This is a genomic window from Delftia tsuruhatensis NBRC 16741, assembly GCF_001571325.1.
Taxonomy (GTDB): Bacteria; Pseudomonadota; Gammaproteobacteria; order Burkholderiales; family Burkholderiaceae_C; genus Comamonas; species Comamonas tsuruhatensis.
Genome location: NZ_BCTO01000004.1, coordinates 123502 through 139985 on the forward strand (window position 1 = coordinate 123502; position 16484 = coordinate 139985).

General features: G+C 69.0%; 17 protein-coding genes. 9 read left to right on the top strand and 8 right to left on the bottom strand.

Features of this window, described 5'->3' with window-relative positions; genetic code table 11:
* Positions 1-2 precede the first annotated feature (2 nt).
* Positions 3-2762: a magnesium-translocating P-type ATPase gene (gene mgtA, locus DTS01S_RS00860; RefSeq protein ID WP_061287158.1), complete on the top strand. Its 2760-nt coding sequence runs from the start codon at positions 3-5 to the stop codon at positions 2760-2762.
* A 40-nt stretch (positions 2763-2802) separates the two neighbouring features.
* Complete coding sequence (locus DTS01S_RS00865; RefSeq protein ID WP_012203158.1) at positions 2803-3519, top strand: MgtC/SapB family protein; 717 nt, start codon at positions 2803-2805, stop codon at positions 3517-3519.
* Positions 3520-3526: 7 nt separating this feature from the next.
* Here the strand turns inward: DTS01S_RS00865 and ruvB are convergent, their stop codons facing one another.
* Positions 3527-4597 (bottom strand): Holliday junction branch migration DNA helicase RuvB, encoded by a 1071-nt coding sequence (gene ruvB / locus DTS01S_RS00870; RefSeq protein WP_061287159.1) that lies wholly within the window; start codon positions 4595-4597, stop codon positions 3527-3529.
* 7 nt (positions 4598-4604) lie between these two features.
* Positions 4605-5177 carry a Holliday junction branch migration protein RuvA gene (gene ruvA / locus DTS01S_RS00875; protein ID WP_016446532.1) on the bottom strand — a complete coding sequence of 191 codons (573 nt, stop codon included), beginning with the start codon at positions 5175-5177 and terminating at the stop codon, positions 4605-4607.
* Positions 5178-5302: 125 nt separating this feature from the next.
* On the opposite strand from ruvA, the gene DTS01S_RS00880 reads away from it, so the two are divergent.
* A complete protein-coding gene (locus tag DTS01S_RS00880) occupies positions 5303-6274 on the top strand; it encodes a PhoH family protein (protein WP_016446533.1) in 972 nt (323 codons plus the stop codon).
* A gap of 70 nt (positions 6275-6344) precedes the next feature.
* Positions 6345-6803 carry an rRNA maturation RNase YbeY gene (ybeY, locus tag DTS01S_RS00885; protein ID WP_016446534.1) on the top strand — a complete coding sequence of 153 codons (459 nt, stop codon included), beginning with the start codon at positions 6345-6347 and terminating at the stop codon, positions 6801-6803.
* Positions 6804-6817: 14 nt separating this feature from the next.
* On the opposite strand, the gene acuI is transcribed toward ybeY, so the two are convergent.
* A complete protein-coding gene (gene acuI / locus DTS01S_RS00890; RefSeq protein WP_017406424.1) occupies positions 6818-7804 on the bottom strand; it encodes an acrylyl-CoA reductase (NADPH) in 987 nt (328 codons plus the stop codon).
* Positions 7805-7845: 41 nt separating this feature from the next.
* Positions 7846-8436 carry a CoA transferase gene (locus DTS01S_RS00895; protein WP_017406423.1) on the bottom strand — a complete coding sequence of 197 codons (591 nt, stop codon included), beginning with the start codon at positions 8434-8436 and terminating at the stop codon, positions 7846-7848.
* Here DTS01S_RS00895 and DTS01S_RS00900 point away from each other — a divergent pair.
* A complete protein-coding gene (locus DTS01S_RS00900) occupies positions 8423-8728 on the top strand; it encodes a LysR substrate-binding domain-containing protein (protein WP_017406422.1) in 306 nt (101 codons plus the stop codon). The genes DTS01S_RS00895 and DTS01S_RS00900 overlap by 14 nt on opposite strands.
* A gap of 190 nt (positions 8729-8918) precedes the next feature.
* Positions 8919-9677 carry a sulfite exporter TauE/SafE family protein gene (locus DTS01S_RS00905; protein WP_016451878.1) on the top strand — a complete coding sequence of 253 codons (759 nt, stop codon included), beginning with the start codon at positions 8919-8921 and terminating at the stop codon, positions 9675-9677.
* A 10-nt stretch (positions 9678-9687) separates the two neighbouring features.
* Here the strand turns inward: DTS01S_RS00905 and DTS01S_RS00910 are convergent, their stop codons facing one another.
* Positions 9688-10053: an Arc family DNA-binding protein gene (locus DTS01S_RS00910; protein ID WP_017406421.1), complete on the bottom strand. Its 366-nt coding sequence runs from the start codon at positions 10051-10053 to the stop codon at positions 9688-9690.
* 156 nt (positions 10054-10209) lie between these two features.
* Here DTS01S_RS00910 and DTS01S_RS00915 point away from each other — a divergent pair, with 156 nt between their 5' ends.
* Entirely contained in the window at positions 10210-10575 is a 366-nt protein-coding gene (locus tag DTS01S_RS00915) for a hypothetical protein (protein WP_017406420.1), read from the top strand.
* Positions 10576-10700: 125 nt separating this feature from the next.
* On the opposite strand, the gene DTS01S_RS00920 is transcribed toward DTS01S_RS00915, so the two are convergent.
* The 3 genes from DTS01S_RS00920 to DTS01S_RS00930 form a co-directional block, all read right to left on the bottom strand.
* On the bottom strand, positions 10701-12524 hold the full coding sequence (locus DTS01S_RS00920) for a dipeptidase (protein WP_017406419.1): 1824 nt from the start codon (positions 12522-12524) through the stop codon (positions 10701-10703).
* A 122-nt stretch (positions 12525-12646) separates the two neighbouring features.
* Positions 12647-13117: a D-aminoacyl-tRNA deacylase gene (dtd, locus tag DTS01S_RS00925; RefSeq protein ID WP_017406418.1), complete on the bottom strand. Its 471-nt coding sequence runs from the start codon at positions 13115-13117 to the stop codon at positions 12647-12649.
* Positions 13114-14124, bottom strand: coding sequence for a cation diffusion facilitator family transporter (locus tag DTS01S_RS00930; RefSeq protein ID WP_026062649.1), 1011 nt, complete (start codon positions 14122-14124; stop codon positions 13114-13116). Before DTS01S_RS00930 ends, dtd begins: the two co-directional genes overlap by 4 nt.
* A gap of 88 nt (positions 14125-14212) precedes the next feature.
* Between DTS01S_RS00930 and DTS01S_RS00935 the strand changes: the two genes are divergently transcribed.
* Positions 14213-15784, top strand: coding sequence for a sensor histidine kinase (locus tag DTS01S_RS00935; protein WP_061287160.1), 1572 nt, complete (start codon positions 14213-14215; stop codon positions 15782-15784).
* On the top strand, positions 15748-16389 hold the full coding sequence (locus DTS01S_RS00940; RefSeq protein ID WP_017407067.1) for a response regulator transcription factor: 642 nt from the start codon (positions 15748-15750) through the stop codon (positions 16387-16389). The genes DTS01S_RS00935 and DTS01S_RS00940 overlap by 37 nt, the downstream gene beginning before the upstream one ends.
* Positions 16390-16484: the final 95 nt, after the last annotated feature.

Here is a 16484-nt window from a genome sequence, read left to right on the forward strand (position 1 = left end):
CCATGAAAAGCCTCAAGCACCTGTTCCAGGCGTTTCTGCGCAGCCGCCACGCCCTGGGGCTGTTCCGGCGCAATGCCCTGCCCTCGGGCACGGCCGTGCACCACTCGCGCTCGGTATCGCCGACCCTCACGCGCGAGCTGCTGCGCGCCTCGCGCGATGACATTGCCGCCGTGCTGGCGCGCACCGGCTCCAGCGAGGACGGCCTGACCCGCGAGCAGGCCCGCGCCGCGCTCACGCGTCTGGGCCCCAACGAGGTCGAGCACGAAAAGCCGCTGCCCGGCTGGCTGCACCTGTGGTACTGCTACCGCAATCCCTTCAACCTGCTGCTGACGCTGCTGGCCGTGGTCTCCTACGCCACCGAGGACATGAAGGCCACGGTCGTCATCGCCTCCATGGTGCTGCTGTCCACGCTGCTGCGCTTTGTGCAGGAAGGCCGCTCCAACCGCGCCGCCGCGCGGCTCAAGGCCATGGTCAGCAGCACGGCCACGGTGCTGCGCCGCAATGGCGGCCCACCGGCCCCTGCAGATGCCGACTCCGCAGACGCCCCGCACAGCGGCTTCGGCCAGCAGGCGCGCCGCTACGAGGTGCCGCTGCGCGAGGTCGTGCCCGGCGATTTCGTGGTGCTGTCGGCCGGGGACATGATCCCTGCCGACTGCCGCGTGCTCAGCGCCAAGGACCTGTTCGTGAGCCAGTCCGCCATGACCGGCGAATCCCTGCCCGTGGAAAAGCGCGCCGACGCCAGTGCATCGAATGGCACCGGCGTGCTGGACGCCAGCAACCTGCTGTTCATGGGCACCAACGTGGTCTCGGGCACGGCGCTGGCCGTGGTGCTGGCCACGGGCAACCGCAGCTATTTCGGCACCATTGCCACGCGGGTGACCTCCAACGACCGCGCGCCCACGGCCTTCGAGACCGGGGTCAACAGCGTCAGCTGGCTGCTGATCCGCTTCGCGGCCGTGATGGTGCCCGTGGTGCTGTTCATCAACGGCTACACCAAGGGCGACTGGGCCGAGGCCTTCCTGTTCGCGCTGTCCGTGGCCGTGGGCCTGACGCCCGAGATGCTGCCCATGATCGTGACCTCCACCCTGGCCAAGGGTGCCGTGGTGCTGTCGCGCCGCAAGGTCGTGGTCAAGCGGCTGGACGCCATCCAGAACTTCGGTGCCATGGACGTGCTGTGCACCGACAAGACCGGCACGCTGACCCAGGACCGCATCGTGCTGGAGCGCCACACCGACGCCTTCGGCCAGCCGTGCGATGAGACGCTGCGCTTCGCCTACCTCAACAGCCACTACCAGACCGGCCTGAAGAACCTGCTCGACCATGCCGTGCTGGAACACGTGGAGCTGCACACCCAGATGCGCCTGGCCGAGGACTACCGCAAGGTCGATGAAATCCCCTTCGACTTCGAGCGCCGCCGCATGTCCGTGGTGGTGGCCGAACGCAACCACCACCACGAGCTGATCTGCAAGGGCGCGGTCGAGGAGATCCTGGGCACCTGCACCCGGCTGCGCGAAGGCGACGGCACGCGCCCGCTGGACGAGGAGCAACTGGCCCGCGTGCGCCGCGTGACGCGCGAGCTCAACCGCGAGGGCCTGCGCGTGGTCGCCGTGGCCATGAAGGAAGTGCCGCCGCACAAGAGCGACTACGGCGTGGCCGACGAGTCGGAGCTGACCCTGATCGGCTACATCGCCTTTCTGGACCCACCAAAGGAAACCACGGCCGAGGCGCTGGCCGCCCTGGCCGCGCACGGCGTGGCCGTCAAGCTGCTGACCGGCGACAACGAACTGGTGGCCGCCAAGGTCTGCCGCGATGTGGGGCTGCCCGCAGACCACATCATCCTGGGCACGCAGATCGAGCACATGAACGACGAGATGCTGCGCCAGACCGTGGAACGGCACCAGCTGTTCGCCCGGCTCACGCCGCTGCACAAGGAGCGCATCGTGCATGCGCTGCGCGCCAACGGCCACATCACCGGCTTCATGGGCGACGGCATCAACGACGCCCCGGCCCTGCGCGCGGCCGACATCGGCATCAGCGTGGACAGCGCCGTGGACATCGCCAAGGAAGCGGCCGACATCATCCTGCTGGAAAAAAGCCTGATGGTGCTGGAGCAGGGCGTGATCGAGGGCCGGCGCACCTTCAGCAACATGCTGAAGTACATCCGCATGACGGCCAGCTCCAACTTCGGCAACGTGTTCTCGGTGATGGTGGCCTCGGCCTTCATCCCCTTCCTGCCCATGCTGCCGCTGCACCTGCTGGTGCAGAACCTGCTGTACGACCTCTCGCAGATCGCCATCCCCTTCGACAACGTGGACGACGAACTGGTGCGCCAGCCGCTGCGCTGGAACCCGGCCGACCTGGGCCGCTTCATGGTGTTCTTCGGGCCCATCAGCTCGCTGTTCGACATCCTGACCTTCGCGCTGATGTGGTTCGTCTTCGCCGCCAACACACCTGAGCAGCAGACGCTGTTCCAGTCGGGCTGGTTCGTCATCGGGCTGCTCACGCAGACGCTGATCGTGCACATGATCCGCACGCCCAGGATCCCCTTCCTGCAAAGCCGCCCGTCCTGGCCTCTGCTGCTGGCCACGGCGGCCGTGATGGCGGCCGGCATCTTCCTGCCGATGGGGCCGCTGGCCGGCTACTTCAAGCTGCAGGCGCTGCCTGCGGCCTACTTCCCGTGGATGATTGCCATATTGCTGGGCTACGCTTGCCTGGCCACGCTGCTCAAGCGCGTCTACATCCGCCGCTACGGCTGGCAGTGACGCACCCTTCAACCCATTCACCAGGAAAGTCCGGAACCCCATGCAGGCCCTGCAGAACCTCAACCCCGGCGCCATGCTGGACACCTTCGTCAGCCTGACCACGGCCTTCGTGTTCGGCGCCCTCATCGGCCTGGAGCGCCAGGTGCGCCAGCGCACGGCGGGGCTACGCACCAACACCCTGGTCGCCGTGGGCGCGGCCGTCTTCGTGGACCTGGCCGTGCGCCTGGGCGGGGCCGAGGGCGCCACGCGCGTGGTGGCCTACGTGGTCTCGGGCGTGGGCTTCCTGGGTGCGGGCGCCATCATGAAGGAAGGGGCCAACATCACCGGGCTGAACACGGCGGCCACGCTGTGGGGCTCGGCCGCCGTGGGCGCCTGCGCGGGCGCCAGCCTGGTGGCCGAGGCCGGCCTGGCCACGCTGTTCGTGCTGGCCAGCAACACCTTGCTGCGCCCCGTGGTCAACCGCATCAACCGCCGCCCGGTGGATGACGAATCCACGGAGTCGACCTACTACGTCTACGCCATCTGCCACCGCGGCGCCCAGGGCGATGTGCGCGAGCAGATGCTGGAGCTGCTGGAGAACGCCAGCTACCCCGTGCGCGGCGTGGAAACCCATGCCTTCGGCCCGCAGGACACCGAGATCGAGGCCATGCTCTACGCCACCTCGGTGGACTCCGACGAGCTGGACCGCGTGATCGCCGCCATCGAGGCCCTGCCCGGCGTGCTGCAGGCCTTCTGGAACGCCGGCACGGAAGAGTGAGCCTGCGTCAGCTGGCGTCGTCGCCCGGCACGGGAAGGCCCAGGTGGCGGTACGCCGCCTGGGTCGCCATGCGCCCGCGCGGCGTGCGCTGCAAAAAGCCCTGCTGGATCAGGTAGGGCTCGATCACGTCCTCGATGGTGCCCGCCTCCTCGCCAATGCTGGCCGCGATGTTGTCCAGGCCCACGGGGCCGCCGTCGAAGCGGTGCACCACGGCCTCCAGCAGCTTGCGGTCCATGATGTCGAAGCCCTGGGGATCGACATCGAGCATGGCCAGCGCGCGGTCGGCCAGCTCGCGCGTGATGCTGCCGTCGCCGCGCACATCGGCATAGTCGCGCACGCGGCGCAGCAGGCGGTTGGCAATGCGTGGCGTGCCGCGCGAGCGGCGCGCGATCTCGAAGGCGCCCTCGTCATCGATGGGCGCGTTCAACAGGCCTGCACTGCGCCGCACGATGCGCGCCAGCTCCTCGGCCGTATAGAACTCCAGCCGCGCCACGATGCCGAAGCGGTCGCGCAGCGGGTTGGTCAGCATGCCCGCGCGCGTGGTCGCGCCCACCAGCGTGAACGGCTGCAGGTCCAGCTTGATGGAGCGCGCCGCCGGCCCCTCGCCGATCATGATGTCGATCTGGTAGTCCTCCAACGCCGGGTAGAGGATTTCCTCGACCACGGGCGACAGGCGGTGGATCTCGTCGATGAACAGCACATCGTTGGCTTCGAGGTTGGTCAGCAGCGCCGCCAGGTCCTTGGGCTTTTCCAGCACCGGGCCGCTGGTCTGGCGCAGGTTCACGCCCAGCTCGGCCGCGATGATGTGCGACAGCGTGGTCTTGCCCAGGCCCGGCGGGCCGAACAGCAGCACATGGTCCAGCGCCTCGCTGCGCTTTCGGGCCGCGCCGATGAAGATCTCCAGCTGCTCGCGCGCCTTGGCCTGGCCCACGTACTCCTGCAGCAGCTTGGGGCGCAGGGCGCGCTCCATGGCCTCTTCCCCGCGCGAGACCGGCGCTGCCGAAATCATGCGCGGCTTTTCCGGTGCCTTGTCTGGCGGGAAGCCGCCCTGCCCGAAATCGTCGGTATGGATGCTCATGCGCCGCTCACTTGGCCAGCGCCTTCAGCGCCAGCTTGATGCCTTCGGTCACGCCCACGTCGGGCGGCAGCTTCTTGAGCGCGGCGGCCGCATCCTTGTCGGAATAGCCCAGCGCCATCAGCGCCTGCACGATGTCGTTCTGGTCGTTGTTCACGAACAGCGACTGCGCGCCCGTATCGGCGCCGATCTTGCCCTTGAGCTCCAGCAGCAGGCGCTCGGCCGTCTTCTTGCCGATGCCCGGCACCTTGACCAGGCGGCCCACCTCCTGCAGCGTCACGGCCTGGGCCAGGTCCTCCACGCTCATGCCGCTGAGCACCGACAGCGCCATGCGCGGGCCGATGCCGGTGATCTTGATCAGCTCGCGGAACGCCTGGCGCTCGCTGTGCGTGCCAAAGCCGTACAGAAGCTGCGCATCCTCGCGCACCACGAAGTGCGTCAGCAGGCTGACCCTGGCCCCGCTGGCCGGCAGGTTGTAGAAGGTGCTCATGGGCACCTGCACCTCGTAGCCCACGCCGCCGCAGTCCACCAGCACCTCGGGCGGGTTTTTTTCCAGCAGCGTTCCTGTCAATTTGCCTATCATTGGTGTCCTTTGCCGCCCCAGGGGCGGCTTTTCATGCCCGTCCGCAACCGAACGCCGGCCCATTCACAGGGTATGGCACCACGCCCTCGCGCTGGCCGCCGCCCGGAATCTCTGGAATTATCCGCGTGATCCTGCGCCACACATTCACACCCCACGACAACAACCGGTTGAGCCATCTGTGCGGCCCGGCCGACGCGCACCTGCGCACCATCGAGATCGCACTGGGCGTCAAGATCGCCCACCGCCACGAGCAATTCAAGATCGACGGCCCCAAGGCCAAGGCCAACGACGCACTGGAGCTGCTGCAGGCCCTCTACGAGATGGCCGACGACCCCATCCTGGACGATTCGCTGCAGCTCATGCTGGCCGGCGACACCGAACTCATCGAGCAGCCCCTGGACGCCATCCAGCTGTCCACGCGCCGCCCCGACCTGCGCGCGCGCACGGCCAACCAGTCGGCCTACCTGGAGAACATCGCCCGCCACGACATCACCTTCGGCATCGGCCCGGCCGGCACCGGCAAGACCTACCTGGCCGTGGCCTGCGCCGTGGACGCGCTGGAGCGCAGCGCCGTGCAGCGCATCGTGCTCACGCGCCCGGCCGTGGAAGCAGGCGAGCGCCTGGGCTTTCTGCCCGGCGACCTCACGCAGAAGGTCGACCCCTACCTGCGCCCGCTGTACGACGCACTCTACGACCTCATGGGCTACGAGAAGGTGCAAAAGGCCTTCGAGCGCAATGTGCTGGAGATCGCGCCTCTGGCCTTCATGCGCGGGCGCACGCTGAACAATGCCTTCGTCATCCTGGACGAGGCGCAGAACACCACGCCCGAGCAGATGAAGATGTTCCTCACGCGCATCGGCTTCGGCGCCCGCGCCGTGGTCACGGGCGACGTCAGCCAGATCGACCTGCCCAAGGGCGCCCTGAGCGGCCTGATCGATGCCGAGCGCGTCTTGAAGCGCGTCAAGGGCATCGCCATCAACCACTTCACCAGCGCCGACGTGGTGCGCCACCCGCTGGTGGCCCGCATCGTGGACGCCTACGACGCACGCGGCCAGGCCCCGGCACGCCGTGCCGCACCGCGCCTTGCAGCGCCTTGATCCCGACAGCCACAGCAGACGCCCGCCCACGGGCGCTCCAAAGCACAAGCTCACGCCCACGCACTTCCCCATGTCCCTGAACCAACTGCAACTGTCCCTGCAATTCGCGCGCTTTGCCGAGGCGCCCGCCCACCGCGCCGTGCTGTCCCGCAGCAAGGTCACGCGCTGGATACGCCATGCCCTGGCCGTCGATGCCGAAATCACCGTGCGCATCGTCGATGCCGAGGAAGGCCAGCAGCTCAACCGCGAATACCGCCAGAAGGACTACGCCACCAACGTCCTGACCTTCGACTACCAGCAGGAGCCCACCGCCATGGCCGACCTGGTGCTGTGCGCCCCCGTGGTCGAGCGCGAGGCGCGCGAGCAGAACAAGACGCTGGAGGAGCACTACGCCCACCTGCTGGTGCACGGCACGCTGCACGCCCAGGGCTGGGACCATGAAACCAGCGAGCAGGACGCCGAGGAAATGGAAGCCTACGAGACCGAGATCATGGTCGAGCTGGGCTTTGCCGACCCCTACGCCAAGTAGGGCCCGCGCGGGCCTCAGCGCGCCGTATCGATGACGACCCGGCCGCGCACCTGGCCGGCAAGCAGCCGGGGCGCCAGCGCAACCGCATCGGCCAGGCCCGCCTCTTCGGTATTGCGCTCCAGCACCTCGCGCGGCAGTTCGGCGGCCAGCCGCGCCCAGGCCTGCTCGCGCCGCGCCTGCGGCGCATAGACGCTGTCGATGCCCAGCAGCGACACGCCGCGCAGAATGAACGGTGCCACGGAAGCCGGCAGGTCCAGCCCCTGGGCCAGCCCGCAGGCCGCCACGCAGCCGCCGTAGCGCAGGCTGGCGCACACATTGGCCAGCGTATGGCTGCCCACGCTGTCCACGGCCGCCGCCCAGACCTCCTTTTGCAGCGGCTTGCCGGGCGCATCCAGGCTGCTGCGCTCCACGATCCGCGCCGCGCCCAGCGCCTTCAGGTGCTCGGCCTGTTCGGGCCGCCCGGTGCCGGCGTGCACCTCGAAACCCAGGCGCGACAGCAGGGCCACGGCAATGCTGCCCACGCCGCCATTGGCCCCCGTCACCAGCACCGGGCCGCTGGAGGGCGTGATGCCATGCGCCTGCAGCGCCATCACGCACAGCATGGCCGTATAGCCGGCCGTGCCTATGGCCATGGCATCGCGTGCGCTGAAGGCCTCGGGCCGGCGGATCAGCCAGTCGCCGTTCACGCGCGCCTGCTGGGCGAGCCCGCCCCAGTGGGTCTCGCCCACGCCCCAACCGTTGAGCAGCACGGCATCGCCGCGCTGGAAACGCGCGTCCTCGCTGTCCAGCACCGTGCCGGCCAGGTCGATGCCCGGCACCATGGGGAACTGGCGCACCACGGGCGAGCGCCCCGTGATGGCCAGTGCATCCTTGTAGTTGAGCGTGGAATGCGAGACGGCCACGCGCACCGCGCCGGCGGGCAGGCTGGCTTCGTCCAGCTCCACACACTCGGCACGGGTTTCACGCGGTACGGGTTGGGTCAGCAGCAAGGCTTTGAACATGGGGTCTCCAGCAAGGCAGTGGCAAAGGAATCCAAAGGCAATCAGGACTGCGGCGCGCCCAGCACGTCGCTGCGGCACAGGCAGGCGATGGCCTCGTCCGCCATCCCCAGCTCCCGCAGCAGCGCAAGGTTGCCATCGCCCAGGACGGGGACCGGCGCACCCGGCAGGGGCTCGGCATCCATCCACCGGAACCCCATTCCCGGAGTGTCCACCGCAGCGCCGCCGGCGCCATAGCTCACAGGTGACACGGTGCCGGCAGCGCGGGCGTCGCCCAGGAACTCACCCAGGCGCCGCACCCTGGCGGCAGGCACGCCCACGGCGTTGAGCCGGGCTTCCATGTCCCGTGCGCTGCGTGCGGCGAAGGCCTCGGCCAGACATGCCTGCAGCCGCTGCAGCGCGGACGCATCGCGCGCGGCCACAAAGCCGCCCTCGGGCGCGTTGAAGGCATCGAGGTCCAGCAGCGTGGCGTCCTCGCACAGCGCATCGAGCCCCAGCACGCTGGCGAGCCTGCGGAACTGCTGCGGCGTGTTGGCGGCCGTGGACAGCCAGCCGTCGGCGCACCGGTAGGTGTCGGCCGCCGGGCTCCCCGTATAGCCCCGGTTGCCCGCGCGCAGCTCCATGCTGCGCCGCATGATGGAAGAGGTGTTCCGCCGCGAAGGCGTGATCGCGCCCACGCCCGTCATCGAATCCACCAGCCCCTTCACCAACCTGCAACTGGTCCGGGCCGGCCTGGGGCTCAGCGCCGTGCCCGACTCCACGCTGCAGGCCTCGCACCGGTCGCTGGGGGTGCGCAGGGTGCATGTCACACCCGCCATCTCCATGGGCCCCGTGGCGCTGATCTACCGCAGCGCCGTCGCCAACCCACGCGTCGCCCTGCTGCGCGCCACGCTGGGCCTGCCCGGCCCGGTGGTGGCGCCGCCCTAGTCGCCTGGTGGCCGCCACGCCGGCGCGATCCTGTCCTTTTGCGCAAAGCAGCCCTGACCCAGCCGCCATGCCGGTGCGACAGCCCGCCCGATGGTCCGGCACTAAGATCGGCCTCGACCTATAACACCGGCCTGGCCGCGCAAGGCCACGGCGGCCTGCCGATGCCCGGCCCCAGGAGGAGACAACACCCATGTGGGACATCGCACTGCTCATGAGCGCCGCCTTCGTGGCCGGCGCGCTCAATGCCGTCGCCGGGGGCGGCAGCTTCCTCACCCTGCCCGCCCTGGTCTTCACCGGCGTGCCGCCCGTGGCCGCCAACGCCACCGGCACCGTCGCCCTGCTGCCCGGCTACATGGCCGGTGCCTGGGGCTTTCGCCAGGACATGGAGCCGCCGCCCGGCCTGGGCATGCGCGGCGTCATCGTGCTGTCGCTCATCGGCGGCTCGCTGGGCGCGGCCCTGCTGCTGGTCACGCCCGACCACCTGTTCCGCAAGGTCGTCCCCTGGCTGCTGCTGGCCGCCACCGCCATGTTCGCCTTCGCGCCCCAGCTCAGGCGCATGGCATCACGCGGCAGCGCCGAGCATGCCGCCCATGCATCGCCCCTGAAGGCCGGCGCCGGCATGCTGGTCGTGGCCATCTACGGCGGCTACTTCAACGGCGGCCTGGGCATCCTGCTGCTGGCCCTGTTCGGCCTGCTGGGCCAGACAAGGCTGCATGCCATGAACGGCATGAAGAACCTGGTCTCCGCCCTGCTCACGGCCATTGCCGTCGCCATCTATGCGGCCGGCGGCGTCGTGCAGTGGGAGCAGGCCCTGGTCATGATGATTGCCGCCACCGCAGGCGGCTACGGCGGCGCCCGCCTGGCGCGCCGCATCCCGCCCGAATGGCTGCGCGCGGGCATCGTGCTGACGGGGCTGGTGATGGCGGGGGTGTTTTTCTGGAGGCAGTGAGGCCAGAAAGCTACTTCTTCGGCGCCGCACTCCGCACTGTCTTCGATACGCGCTTGCCTGTGGATCTTTCCGGCGTCGCCGCATCCGTGTCTGGCTGAGGGCCGCTCTGTGGCAGGGCCAGGGCTTGCGCAAGCGATTGCAACCGCTCTTCGATACGCTTCACGGTTTCCAGCGTTTCGTCACCGACGCGGGTATCCAGATTCATTTGCAAACTACCGCTGTCCATGCCCGAAACGTGCGGCGCCGCAAAGGTCTGCTGTAGCCGAGCCACGACCTCGGCAGTCATTGAGCGCCGGTTCTCTTCGGAAGCGGCATCCAGCAGATCCTTCAGCTCCTGAGGGATACGCATGTAGATGGTTGGGTCGTCGCGTGCCATCCGCGCACTTTGCCATGGAACACACTTGCCATTTTCTATGCACAGTGCATAGAATATTGAGTGCATAGATCGTGCATAGAAAGCCCGAGTCATTGAAGCGACGACAAAGGAATCGATATGGCTGCGTCACGGCACTCAACGAACAAGCCCTGCACGATGGACACCGCTGCCTGGCCCACCATGCAGCAAATGATCGCCCTGTCCATTGCCCGCGCAGAGAGGGGGCTGGTTGCCCTGATCGAAACACGCTGTGCCGACATGGACTGGCATGACGCGGATGTAGAGGTGGACCTGGCTGCAGACCTGGCGCTGAACCACATCCGGCAAATCCGGCACAAGGTATTCGAGGACGCCAGCGAATTCGACAACGAGTGGTACCTCGCCCGCGCAGCCATCGCCCTGGCAGCCCAGGCCTTCAACCGGCCACAGAGCCTCTACGCCCGGCGCCTGAAACTGCTCTTGCAACTGTTTGATGAAGCACCGTCCTTTGTGGAATACGCGGAGCATGGTCCGGAAGGTTGAGGGCAGGCAGGCCTGTGCCGCATCCAGGGCAGTCGGCTTTCATGTGTCGAATGACTGGGCGGAATTGGACGAAAAAAGCGCCTTGCTTTCACAAGGCGCTTTCGCATTTCAATAGCCGGAGAATGTCACTGCATCTGCTTCAGATTCCCGATGCGCACCAGCATTTCCGTGAACATCTGCATGTCGGCGCGCAGGTCGGGCAGTTCCTTGTATTCGAGCGCGTTGTGCGCCGTGTACTTCTTGCCGGGCATGGCGGGGCCGAAGTTGATGGCGTTGGGCATGAGCTTGGCCGTGGTGCTGCCGGCCGTGGGCACGGGCTTGGCGTCCAGGCCCGTGGTGTCGCCGAAGATGTTGAGCAGGGTGGACAGCCAGGCGCCCTTGGGATCGCGCGCCATCCAGTTGCCCTGGGTGTACTGCAGGGTGAGGGGAACCTTGGCGGCCTCGCTCCAGCGGGTGATGCGCTGCTCGACTTCGGTGCGCAGTTGCTCTGGCGTCTTGCCGCGCGGCATGCGCACGTTGGTGGTGACTTCGAGCTTGCCGTCTGCCGCCTTGATGAGGTTGGGCGACAGGGTCAGCGGGCCCATGAAGTCGTCGGCATAGGCAACGCCCAGCTGCTTGCCGAAGTAGTCGAGGCCGAAGGCGCCGTTGATGTAGCGCAGGGCGTTGCTGTAGGCATTGGGCTGGACCAGGGCCACGCCATCGGTGGGCATGAGCACCTGCTGCAGGAACAGCGTCAGGCGCGGCACGGGGTTGACGCCTTCCTCGGGGCGCGAGCCGTGGGCCGAGGTGCCCGTGACCTTGACGGTGGCCGTCGCGCCGCTGTGCTGTATGTCGATGGTGAACGGTCCGCCCTGCCCGGCATAACTGGTGGTGAAGTCACCCTTGGCCGCCTGCAGGCGCGCGGCGATGGCGGCAATGGCGGCTTCGTCGCTGGCCGTGATGGTGGCGGTGGCGGTCTGGGCAATGGCGTTGGCCGAGGCGGCGCCGGCCATGGCGGTGATGGCCGGGCGGGCGGGGTCGGTCCTCACGTCGTCGAACACGGCCTTGAGCGCGCCCGAGCCTTTTTCCGCGACGACGGCTGGGTACTTGCTGTCCAGCACGATGTTGTAGGCAGGCAGCGTGGTCTTGCCCTGGTAGTACTTCATGGCGTCGCCGCCGGTTTCCTCGGTGGTCTCGATCATGAGGCGTATGCCGCGCGACAGGGGCAGGCCGCTGTCCTTGACGGCCTTCATGGCGAACAGCACGGTGGCGATGGAGCCCTTGTCGTCGATGGTGCCGCGCCCGTAGATCCGATCAGGCATGGGTGGGACAAGCACCGGGGGATGGCTCATCAGGGTGATCCCGCTGTTGCCGGGCACAAAGGTAACCTCGAATGGGTTGATTTGCTTGCCGTCCAGCACCCATTCGGCGGCCACGGCAGGTACGACGTCGGCATGGGTGAGGATGCCGAATTCATCGGTGCCCGCGTTCGCTGCGTTCGCAGGCAGGGTGACCTCGAAGATGCGGTTGTCCACGTTGCGGTACTGCAGGCCGAAGTCCTTGGCCATCTGCTGCACCAGTTCGCCGAAAGCCAGGATGGCCGGGCTTTCGTGCGGCGGCACCTTGGGGTCGCGCACCGTGGGCAGGGCGACCATGCGCTCGATGCTGGCCAGCACGGCCCGCTCCTGCGTGAGACGTGTGTACAGGCCCAGCAGGCGGGCGATGTGGTTGAGTTCATCCCCCGTGAGCGCGGCGCCTGCGGCATGGCGCTGCACGGCCTGGGCGATGGCAGGCTGCGCGGCCGCGGCCTGCTTCAGGAAGCTGGCGAAGTCGGTGGGTGCCGGCTGCGCCTGGGCCAGCGCGTCCAGCGCGGGCTTCCTGAGGGTGTCGGCGCCGGCCGCGCCGCTCCACGCCAGGGCCATGCTCATGGCAAGGGCCAGGGTGGAGGCTTTGAACGGATGGTTCTTCATGGTCGTCGGTCTGTCGATGAATGCTGAGGCCGCAAGAATACGGGCTTTGCAGGCATGTTCCGACCAGGCCGCGCTCGCAGATCGCGCCAGAATCCGCCCCAGAACAGCAGGTCTGCGGCGCGCTATGCCGCGGTGGCCGGAGCTATCGACAGCGGGATGGTCACGGGCCCGTCGTTGAGCAGGTGCACCTGCATGTCGGCGCCGAAGCGGCCCGTGGCGACTTCCGGGTGCAGGGCGCGCGCCCGCTGCACGATGTAGTCGTACAGGCGCTCTCCCTCGGCCGGTGGCGCGGCGCGCGTGAAGCTGGGGCGGTTGCCGCCGCCGGTGTCGGCCGCCAGCGTGAACTGGCTGACGATGAGCAGGCCGCCGCAGGCGCCCTGCCCGTCCAGGTCCTGCACGCTGCGGTTCATCTTGCCCGCGTCGTCGGCAAAGATGCGCAGCTTGAGCATCTTGGCCAGCAGCTTGTCGGCCTCGGCTTCGGTGTCGCCGCGCTCTGCGCAGACCAGGGCCAGCAGGCCAGGGCCTATGCTGCCGGCGACCTGGCCATCGATTTCCACGCGGGCCTGTTGCACGCGCTGCAGGATGCTGATCATGGTTCGGGGTTCGGTTTCTTGTCGGTGGATGGGGAAGAAGTGTCCGCCTGGCCTGCCGCCTCGATGGCGGCTTCCATGGCGGTCTGCATGCCCAGCGGCAGCAGCTCTATGCGCGCGTACAGGCCGGGCACGGCCTGCAGCAGTTCGGCCTCGATCTCGGTGCGCAGCCGGGCGGCGCGGGCCACGCTCCAGTCGCCGGGCACATGCATGTGCAGGTCGGCAAAGCTGCGCTCGCCGGCGCGCCGGCTGGAGATGTTGTCAAAGACCACGCCATGCGCGCGGTGCGCATGGCGGTCCAGAACGGCGTCGATGCGCAGGCGCTCGGGCGCGTCCAGGGCCTGGTCCATCAGGCCCTGGGAAGACTGCCAGACCAGTTGCGCGCCCTGCACGCAGATGTTGATCGCAACCCCGATGGCCACGGCCGCGTCCAGCCACAGCCAGCCTGTGAGCGCTGCGCCCATCAGGCCGATGACCACGCCGGCCGAGGTCCAGACATCGGTGAGCAGATGGCGGGCATCGCCCTCCAGCGCCATGGAGCGGTGCTGGCGCGCCGAGCGCAGCATGGCCACGGCCAGCAGGCCGTTGAGGGCAGAGCTGGCCACGGACAGCGCCAGGCCCCAGCCCAGCTGCTCCAGCGGCTGCGGGTTCCACAGCCGCGCCAGCGCCGCCCAGCCAATGGCCAGGCTGGCTCCGATGACCAGGATGCCCTCGAAGCCCGCAGAGAAGTACTCGGCCTTGTGGTGCCCATAGGGATGGTCGGTGTCCGCCGGCCGCTTGGCGATGGTGACCATGGTCAGCGCGAACACGGCGCCGGCCAGGTTGACGAAGGATTCGAGCGCATCCGACAGCAGGCCCACCGATCCCGTCAGCCACCAGGCCAGGGTCTTGAGCACGATGGTCAGCAGGGCCACGGCCACCGAGATGCGCAGCAGGCTGTGCGGCGCCATCCAGCCGGCCGCGGAAGCGGGGGCGGGAGCGTTGGCAGTAGGGGGAGTGGGTTCGGCCATGCTGCGCTGCGGTACGTGGGGGGGGGTGCTCCGGATTAGACCACCGCGTGCCCACCGCGTGTGCGAGCCGCATGACAGAATCCGCGCCATGAATGGATGGCAGCGAGCAGCGGGGTGGGTGCTGGCCTGGGCCCTGGCCGCAGGCTGTGGCGCGGCGTGGCTGGCGCACAAGCGCCTGCAGTCGCTGCGCGAGGTCTTCGACACCGATGCACGCATCGCCCACCGGCTGCTGAGCCAGCGCATGGTGCAGCACGACGCCGTTCTGGGCACGCTGGCCCTGCTGCAGCCGCGCCAACCCGCATCCGGCCAGGCGCCATGGAGGCAGCTGCAGCGCCTGTATCCCCAGGTGCTGGATGTGGCGCGCCGCGCGGCCACCGCAGGCGAGCCCTGGCCCGAGACCTGGCCGCCCGGCATGGCCGAGGCCGAGCGCCGCTCCCAGGCCAGCGGCCAGGCCGAACTGGCCCTGGCCGACCTGGTCCGGGGCCGCCTGTACCTGGTGCAGGCCGGGCTGCCGGCCAGCTACGCGCTGCTGCTGGACCTGCGCGCCACGATTCCCGCCGACGAGTGGCCGCTGCCGCCCGCCACCAGCCCGGTGCGCGCATGGCTGGCCCTGGGCGGGCAGGAATTCGTGATCCAGCCGGGCCGAGCCGCCGCGCACGGCTGGAACACATGGTCGTGGGAGGTGAGCAAGACCCTGGCCTCGCCCAGCCAGCCTCTGGTGCTGTACCTGCGCCAGCCGCTGGACGCCACGGTGCTGCCCTGGACGGCCATGCTGGGCTGGGCCCTGGGCTGTGCGCTGGCCGTGGCCGCGCTGCGCGCCCTGCTGCGCCAGCGCGTGGCCCGCCGCCGCGCCGAGCAGTTGCTGCAGCTGGGCCAGGTGGCACGGCTCAATACGCTGGGCGAACTGGCGGCCGGCATGGCGCATGAGCTGAACCAGCCGCTGACGGCCGTGCTGTCCAACAGCCAGGCCGCGCGCCGCCTGCTGGCCGAGGACCCGCCCGAGATGGACGCCGCACGCCAGGCCATGGGGCAGGCTGCCGAGCAGGCCAAGCGCGCATCAGCCGTGGTGGGCAGGCTGCGCCGCCTGGTGGAGCGGCCGGGGCTCGCGCCCCAGGCCGAGCCGCTGGATCTGGGCCAGGCCGTTGCCGAGGCGCTGTATCTGCTGGAGCCCGAGCTGCGGCGCCGCCAGGTTCAGGTCATGGTGCAGGCTGCCGATCTGCCCGCCGCCCAGGCCGACCCCGTGGCGGTGCAGCAGATACTGCACAACCTGCTGGTCAATGCACTGCAGGCCATGGACGAGCAGCCGCCCGCAGCCCGCCATCTGCGGGTGGAGCTGGCACGCCGCGACAGCCGCCTGATGGTGGCCGTGCACGACAGCGGCCCCGGCGTGGCGCCCGAGATGCGCCAGCGCCTGTTCACCCCGTTTGCCACGGGCCGCGCCCAGGGCCTGGGACTGGGCCTAACGCTCAGCCAGAGCCTGGCCGAATCCATGGGCGGCAGCCTGGAGCTGGCCGCATCCGCCGCCACCCCGCCGCAAGGCGGAGCGCGCTTCGAGCTGCTGCTGCCTGCGGCCCATGGCCCGGCACCTGCCGTACCCAACGCCCCTCAGGAACCACCGACCCCATGGCTGCCGCGCCCGCCCAAGACCTGTCCCCGCTGATCCATCTGGTCGATGACGACGAGGCCGTGCGCGACAGCCTGGCCCTGCTGATCGGCACCGTGGGCCTGCGCGTGCAGTGCTGGGCCGATCCGCTGGCCTTTCTCGACGGGCTGGACCGCCAGGGCATAGGCGCCATCGTGCTGGACGTGCGCATGCCCGGCATCGGCGGGCTGGCCCTGCTGGGCCGGCTGATGGAGCAGGGTGTGGACCAGCCCGTGATCATGCTCACCGGGCATGGCACGGTGGACATGTGCCGGCGCGCCTTCAAGGCCGGCGCGGCCGAGTTCCTGGAAAAGCCCGTGGACGACGAGGTGCTGATCGATGCGCTGCAAGGCGCCGTGCGCCAGCATGTGCAGTCGCGCGAACGCCAGCAGGCCGACCGCGATGCCCAGCAGCGCTTTGCGCAGCTTTCCGCGCGCGAGCGCGAGGTGCTGGCGCTGATCGTGCAGGGCCTGACCAACAAGGAGATAGGCCGCAGCCTGGAGCTGTCGCCCCGCACGGTGGAGACGCACCGCGCCAACCTGTTCGCCAAGCTGGATGCGCCCAGCCTGGCGCAGCTCATACGCCGCTACGCCAGCCTGGCCGATCCGGCGGCAGGCGCCTGAAGTTCCATCGCCGCGCCCAGCGCGCCTGGCTTCTCCGTATTTCTACGCAGCGGCGCGCGTAGCCGTCCGAATGGTGCGCGGCGACGGCATTTTCT

Coding starts and splice junctions, on each gene's coding strand:
- mgtA (WP_061287158.1), top strand. CDS start 3: ATGAAAAGCCTCAAGCACCTGTTCCAGGCGTTTCTGCGCAGCCGCCAC.
- DTS01S_RS00865 (WP_012203158.1), top strand. CDS start 2,803: ATGCAGGCCCTGCAGAACCTCAACCCCGGCGCCATGCTGGACACCTTC.
- ruvB (WP_061287159.1), bottom strand. CDS start 4,597: ATGAGCATCCATACCGACGATTTCGGGCAGGGCGGCTTCCCGCCAGAC.
- ruvA (WP_016446532.1), bottom strand. CDS start 5,177: ATGATAGGCAAATTGACAGGAACGCTGCTGGAAAAAAACCCGCCCGAG.
- ybeY (WP_016446534.1), top strand. CDS start 6,345: ATGTCCCTGAACCAACTGCAACTGTCCCTGCAATTCGCGCGCTTTGCC.
- acuI (WP_017406424.1), bottom strand. CDS start 7,804: ATGTTCAAAGCCTTGCTGCTGACCCAACCCGTACCGCGTGAAACCCGT.
- DTS01S_RS00900 (WP_017406422.1), top strand. CDS start 8,423: ATGCTGCGCCGCATGATGGAAGAGGTGTTCCGCCGCGAAGGCGTGATC.
- DTS01S_RS00895 (WP_017406423.1), bottom strand. CDS start 8,436: ATGCGGCGCAGCATGGAGCTGCGCGCGGGCAACCGGGGCTATACGGGG.
- DTS01S_RS00905 (WP_016451878.1), top strand. CDS start 8,919: ATGTGGGACATCGCACTGCTCATGAGCGCCGCCTTCGTGGCCGGCGCG.
- DTS01S_RS00910 (WP_017406421.1), bottom strand. CDS start 10,053: ATGGCACGCGACGACCCAACCATCTACATGCGTATCCCTCAGGAGCTG.
- DTS01S_RS00915 (WP_017406420.1), top strand. CDS start 10,210: ATGGACACCGCTGCCTGGCCCACCATGCAGCAAATGATCGCCCTGTCC.
- DTS01S_RS00920 (WP_017406419.1), bottom strand. CDS start 12,524: ATGAAGAACCATCCGTTCAAAGCCTCCACCCTGGCCCTTGCCATGAGC.
- dtd (WP_017406418.1), bottom strand. CDS start 13,117: ATGATCAGCATCCTGCAGCGCGTGCAACAGGCCCGCGTGGAAATCGAT.
- DTS01S_RS00930 (WP_026062649.1), bottom strand. CDS start 14,124: ATGGCCGAACCCACTCCCCCTACTGCCAACGCTCCCGCCCCCGCTTCC.
- DTS01S_RS00935 (WP_061287160.1), top strand. CDS start 14,213: ATGAATGGATGGCAGCGAGCAGCGGGGTGGGTGCTGGCCTGGGCCCTG.
- DTS01S_RS00940 (WP_017407067.1), top strand. CDS start 15,748: ATGGCTGCCGCGCCCGCCCAAGACCTGTCCCCGCTGATCCATCTGGTC.